This window comes from Oleiphilus sp. HI0123, assembly GCF_001635315.1.
This window is the reverse complement of record NZ_LWGE01001321.1, coordinates 1-5,403: the sequence shown is the minus strand read 5'-3', so window position 1 is coordinate 5,403 and position 5,403 is coordinate 1. Positions and strand designations below refer to the sequence as shown.

Here is a 5,403-nt window from a genome sequence, read left to right as displayed (position 1 = left end):
CGGCAAGCAACCCCCGCATCCAACAGTTCCTGAACCTCTTCACCACCACGACCAAAGATAAAAGGGTCACCGCCTTTAAGACGAGCAACCTTCTTGCCGCTCATCGCTTTTTCGACAATCAACTGGTTTATTTGCTCTTGGGGCAAAGCATGGTCGGCACTTTTCTTACCCACATAAATACACTCTGCCCTGGGCGACACTAATTCCATCACTTCAGCACTGACCAAGCGGTCATAAATAACACAGTCAGCCTGCTTGATTAAGCGATGAGCCCTTATGGTTAACAGTTCAGGATCACCCGGTCCGGCGCCGATCAGAGCAACTTCTCCGGGTAGAAAAGGTCGTCTATTTTCAGAACCTTTAGCAAACAATTCTTGTGGGCGTTTTAGGCCAGCATTGGAAAAATTATCTTGATTCATAAGCCTCTCCTAAACAGCCTGAGGTGTAGCGTTTGTACTTTCAAGCAAGTGCGTATTAACTGCCTCGGCACCATCAATATCGTCTTCTGACAAACCAATTTCCTGATTATCCAGATAGCAGCCCGGGTCCTCTCCCCAATATTCACCATCACTACTGAAAGCTCGCACCCTAGTATTACCACCACATATCGCAAAGTAATCACATTTGGCACAACGTCCCTCAATAGGACGTGGACTCATGCGTAGCCCCAGCATTAATTCATCGTCGGTATTTTGCCAAATATCTGAAAACGGGCGTTCTTTGACATTACCCATGTGATGACTCCACCAGAAAGTATCGGGGTGAACATTTCCCAAGTTGTCGATATTGGAAATATTAATTCCTGAAGAATTACCCCCCCAGCGTTCAAGGTGCTCTCTTAACAGTGGCGCACGTTCTGGAAAACGCTTTTCAGCCCACTGAAGTAGGTAAACACCGTCAGCGTCATTGTTCCCGGTAACATATTCAGTCACCTTGCCAGAAACAACATCATTCCAGGCTCGGTCAAATAGCAGATCCATAGCTTCACGCGTTGTCTGAAAATAGGCATCACGCTTACTGTTGCGCTTACCACGGCCGGAATAGTTAAGGTGGGATAAGTAAAACTTCTCTACGCCATGCTCGTCCATTATATCGAGCAGCGCAGTTAAATCGTCACTGTTTTGTTCCGTCAGTGTAAAGCGCCAGCCAGCTTTAATACCGTTCTCTCGACAGAGTTTAATTCCGTTTAAGGCCGCATCAAAACCACCCTGCATCTGGCGAAATTCATCATTATTTTCACGCAAGCCGTCGATGCTGACACCGACATAATTAAAACCAACTTCAGCTATTTTCTTAATGTTGTCTTCGTCGATTAGGGTACCGTTGCTCGACAAGCCAACATAAAAGCCCATGCTTTTCGCTCTTTTTCCAATTTCAAAGATGTCGTCCCGAAGCAAAGGCTCCCCACCTGAAAGAATCAAGACAGGCACACCGTAAGCCTTTAAATCATCCATCACGGTAAAGACTTCTTCGGTGCTTAGTTCGCCTGGAAAGTGAGTATCTGCCGAAATGGAATAACAATGTCTGCAGGTTAGGTTACAACGCCGAATCAGGTTCCAGATAACGACGGGGCCTGGCGGCTTTCGCAATGGCCCTAATGGCGTTTGATCGTGCAGAATTTTCATGTACTGGCTAATTCTAAACATGGCACTTCGCCTTATTCTATTGGTCTCTGTTCAGGTCTTTTTAGCGCTAGGTGGCGCTTCTCTCTGACCGATTCGTAGACCGGTCTTTTTTAATATTTTGGTACTGTAGAGCACATCGCTCGCTCGTAAGTCATCACCCAATAGCTGATTGATCTGCTCTATATATTTCGCAACTTCTTGTTTAGTTTTACCATGAACCATGGCAAAGAGGTTATACCTCCATAGCGGTAAGTGGCGGGGCCTGTGATAACAGTGACTAACAAAGGATAAATCGCCCAAAGCTTGTCCTAATTCACTCACCTTTTCGTCGGACACATCCCACACAGTCATACCGTTTACTTTAAAGCCCAGTTTGTAGTGATTGGGTACTGCAGCGATTCTTCGAATAATCCCTTTATCTAACATACGTTGCAGACGCGCCATCACCTCATCGGCAGATATATTCAACATCAAACCCAGCACATGATAAGGTCGTGGGGCAAGAGGCAAACCCTCCTGAGTCAAGACGATCAACTCGCGATCTATACTCGATAGTGAGTAGTTTTCTTCCTCCTCCATAGGTAAGTCCTCCGCTTGAGGGCGATAAAAATCATTCGAGGTCGAGATAGAATCCAACATAGAACTCCTCCTTCTTCGGCATGTCGTAGACCTTAAATCCTGTCTGACGTTCAATTTCTTCGATCACTCGCCCTTTACCTTCCTGTTCCTCAGTTGCAATCACAAACCACATATTCAATTCGTGAGTCCGTTTGTAGTTGTGAGCAATCTCGGGAAAGCCATTGACGATTTCAGCTACTTCATCAAAGCGCTCTTCCGGTATCGCCATACCGGCAAGTGACAGTGCACCACCCAACTGCTCTGCATGGTACATTGGGCCAAAGCGCGTTAGCGTTTTATCGGCACGCATCTTCTCAACTCGGTCGATCAACTCTGATTCTTTTATGTCCAGCTCTTTTGCAACTTCGGCAAAAGGGTATTCACAAATAGGAAAACCATACTGGAGACGGTTTATGATCTTCAAATCCATGGCATTCATGAATGATTCCCCGCAAGTGATAAGGGTGCAACAAGCGAAGCCAGGTTCGCAACGGGTGAGGCTATTTCAATTTTATGCTGCCTTTGCGAGCGCGTATAAACTCCACCCTTTTGCTTATATTGATGCGTACTAAATAGAATGTTTTTCTCAGTATTTTTAAGCTCGGCCAGCCCTACCAGTTTTTCAATATGTTCTGCAACCAGATTCCGGTCCCGACTGTGAATCATGCAGTAGAGATTATAGGGCCACTCAGGTAACTGTCTTCGACGCTTATAACACAAGCTCACCAAACCGGATTCTTTAAAAATCTTACCAATCCTGTCAGTTTGATCTTCTGGAATATTCCAGACCACCATGGCATTTTCTTTAAAACCAAGTTTGTGATGATTGGTAATCAACCCTATACGCTTAATCAGGCCGCTTTGTACCCAGTAATTGAGCGTATCTATCACCTGCAACTCGGTAACAGCTGAACACTCTTCACCTTGATATTGGCTTAGCGTCTGTGACAGGCGCTCAAAAGGCTTCCGGGTTAAAGGAAAACCATCTTGTATTAGCTCTCGAAGTCGCTGTTGCAAGTAATCAGAAAGGACATCACCGCTCTCAATGAGTCTAATTTTTTCGCCAGACTCACGGTTATTCGTGTTATGAAGGTGCTGAGTGAAGGGGCGATCCGTTTTTCTATCACCCACATGAAACCCCAAGTCGATATGATAAGCCTTTTCCATTGGCAAGCGTAGGATTGGAAAGCCAATCGTCTTTTCCATATCATCCAGTATCAAGTCCAGAAATTTGGGAGTCGGTGCCGTAACAACGAACCACAGATTATAACTATGCTCTCGTCCGTAGTTATGATTCACCTCTTCATATTCGTTAATCTGGGCAGCTACTTTTTCTGTCAGCTCAGATGGAACGCTCACAGCCGCCAAGAGACTAGCCCCGGCTCGCTTATGGTCAAACACCGGCCCTATGCGCGTCAGCATACCGCTATCTTTAAGTGCCAAGAGCTTGGTCAATACATCTGGTTCGGAGCAATTCAACTGCTCTGCCATGTCGGCAAAGGGCCGTGAAGTGATAGGAAAGTTACGTTGATAGGAATCTAATAAACTACTGCTCAAGTCATCCAGAACGACTCTTTCGGGTTCAATACCTGTATTGCTAGGAGCTTGTATATTCATCACATCACCTTTCTTTCTCACTGTTCTTGTTTTTGGAGCGACCGGAGCTTTATAAGCCCAAACGATGCGCCCGAGAGGTAAAGAAAATCCCACTAGGACTTGTCGCCTCAAACTGATTTATTAAATCCAAGGTTTCGGTGTCATAGATATTCACCAAGTTTAAATCTCTGACAGAAGCCCACACATGCTCACCACGTGAAGTAAACTCCATATGAAGCACACCCTTTCCAGGTTTTAGTGTTTTAAATAATGAGCGGCTTTCAGCATCTATTACTTGGAGCGTGTCATTATTTGGATAGGCAAAGTTCACCCAAATTTGGCGACCATCCGGTCTAGCCATGACAAACACTGGCTGACCATGCACATCGATTTTGTCTACTTGCTGCCAAGTGTTCATATCCACCACCAATACTTGGTGCTGCCCAACGGCAGGAACAAATGCATAGTTGCCTGCAACAGCCCAACCTTCCAGGTGAGGCATCTTGTAGACGGGTAGCTTCTGCTCTCCCCGGCCGTAATTTGGCAATATCTTTTCTGGCGGGTTTTCAAGGTGCCATAAGTCAAGTTTCGACATACCATCTTCACCAAACAATCCTGCGATGTAGTAACGGCCATCGGGTGAGATCAGTGCGTCATAAGGTTGTAAGCCAGTATCTCGGTACTTGGTAAGTTGGGGTTTAGAGCTGTCTTCCCCTGAAAAGTCTGCCACCCATATTTCATGCGTATCGAAGAGACTGAAAACAAATTTCTTTCCGGGTGCATCCACCAAACCAACAACTTTAGAGCGTTTGCTTTTACCGCTTCTTGGGTCAATGAATTCTGTCGCAGGAATATCCACCACCAACTCAAGCGTTTCGCTATCGAAGACCTTTACGCCACCAGGCGTGTAGTTGGAAACAGCTACTAAAGATCCATCCTGACTAATGGCACCGCCAATACTATTACCGCTTTGAATCACTCGCTTACTGATCTCTTCAGTCAAGATATCGATCTTGCTTAAGCCACCATCGCGACCAAATACATAGGCGTACCGTTCGTCACGAGAAAAAACAACGGAAGCGTGCGAAAGGTCTCCCAATTGATCTATGCTGCCGACGGGCTTCTTGTCACTGGTATCGATGATCTTTACGCTTCCAGTAGCACGTTCAATAATGACGCCCATGTCACCTGTTGCCCTGGGCTCCGTCTGGGTATGCAAACAAGTACACGCCCCCAAACTAATACTTAGTAAGGCCACTGCAAGGCTTTTAATTCGCATCTATCATTTCTCCCGACTTCAAAGCTTTAGCAATCCAGTTAGCATCCGCCTCAGACAAAATAGCTTTCCATGGGGGCATTGGCGTTCCAGGGCGACCATGTAGGATGACAGCCATTAAGTCTTCAACCGAATATGCCTTGATATTTTCCGGCAACAAAGCCGGGCCTAAACCACCTTTAAACAGCATCCCATGACATGATCCACAGTCTTGTTTCACTAAATAGTCCAGTTCCAGTGCACGCTCTTCAGAAACTTTCAGCTCAGCTTTTTTAACAATAACCTTGC

Annotated in this window: 7 protein-coding genes; all 7 read right to left on the bottom strand. The window is 45.9% G+C overall.

Features of this window, described 5'->3' with window-relative positions; translation table 11 throughout:
- Positions 1 to 419, bottom strand: a 419-nt coding sequence (locus tag A3761_RS16225) for a uroporphyrinogen-III C-methyltransferase (protein ID WP_231881240.1), incomplete at its 3' end; no start/stop codon positions are given.
- A 9-nt stretch (positions 420 to 428) separates the two neighbouring features.
- Complete coding sequence (gene nirJ, locus A3761_RS16220; protein ID WP_068514299.1) at positions 429 to 1,646, bottom strand: heme d1 biosynthesis radical SAM protein NirJ; 1,218 nt, start codon at positions 1,644 to 1,646, stop codon at positions 429 to 431.
- A 30-nt stretch (positions 1,647 to 1,676) separates the two neighbouring features.
- Positions 1,677 to 2,264 (bottom strand): Lrp/AsnC family transcriptional regulator, encoded by a 588-nt coding sequence (locus tag A3761_RS16215; RefSeq protein ID WP_231875547.1) that lies wholly within the window; start codon positions 2,262 to 2,264, stop codon positions 1,677 to 1,679.
- Positions 2,236 to 2,682 carry an Lrp/AsnC family transcriptional regulator gene (locus A3761_RS16210; RefSeq protein ID WP_068508088.1) on the bottom strand — a complete coding sequence of 149 codons (447 nt, stop codon included), beginning with the start codon at positions 2,680 to 2,682 and terminating at the stop codon, positions 2,236 to 2,238. The genes A3761_RS16215 and A3761_RS16210 overlap by 29 nt, the downstream gene beginning before the upstream one ends.
- The gene (locus A3761_RS16205; protein ID WP_068514296.1) at positions 2,679 to 3,860 is read right to left on the bottom strand and encodes an Lrp/AsnC family transcriptional regulator; all 1,182 of its coding nucleotides are present in this window, start codon (positions 3,858 to 3,860) and stop codon (positions 2,679 to 2,681) included. Before A3761_RS16205 ends, A3761_RS16210 begins: the two co-directional genes overlap by 4 nt.
- A gap of 49 nt (positions 3,861 to 3,909) precedes the next feature.
- Positions 3,910 to 5,118, bottom strand: coding sequence for a cytochrome D1 domain-containing protein (locus A3761_RS16200; RefSeq protein ID WP_068514293.1), 1,209 nt, complete (start codon positions 5,116 to 5,118; stop codon positions 3,910 to 3,912).
- Positions 5,108 to 5,403 (bottom strand): cytochrome c (locus A3761_RS16195; protein WP_197473074.1); only part of this gene is annotated, 296 nt, incomplete at its 5' end. The genes A3761_RS16195 and A3761_RS16200, both read right to left, overlap by 11 nt.

Coding starts and splice junctions, on each gene's coding strand:
- A3761_RS16205 (WP_068514296.1), bottom strand. CDS start 3,860: ATGAATATACAAGCTCCTAGCAATACAGGTATTGAACCCGAAAGAGTC.
- A3761_RS16210 (WP_068508088.1), bottom strand. CDS start 2,682: ATGAATGCCATGGATTTGAAGATCATAAACCGTCTCCAGTATGGTTTT.
- A3761_RS16215 (WP_231875547.1), bottom strand. CDS start 2,264: ATGTTGGATTCTATCTCGACCTCGAATGATTTTTATCGCCCTCAAGCG.
- A3761_RS16200 (WP_068514293.1), bottom strand. CDS start 5,118: ATGCGAATTAAAAGCCTTGCAGTGGCCTTACTAAGTATTAGTTTGGGG.
- nirJ (WP_068514299.1), bottom strand. CDS start 1,646: ATGTTTAGAATTAGCCAGTACATGAAAATTCTGCACGATCAAACGCCA.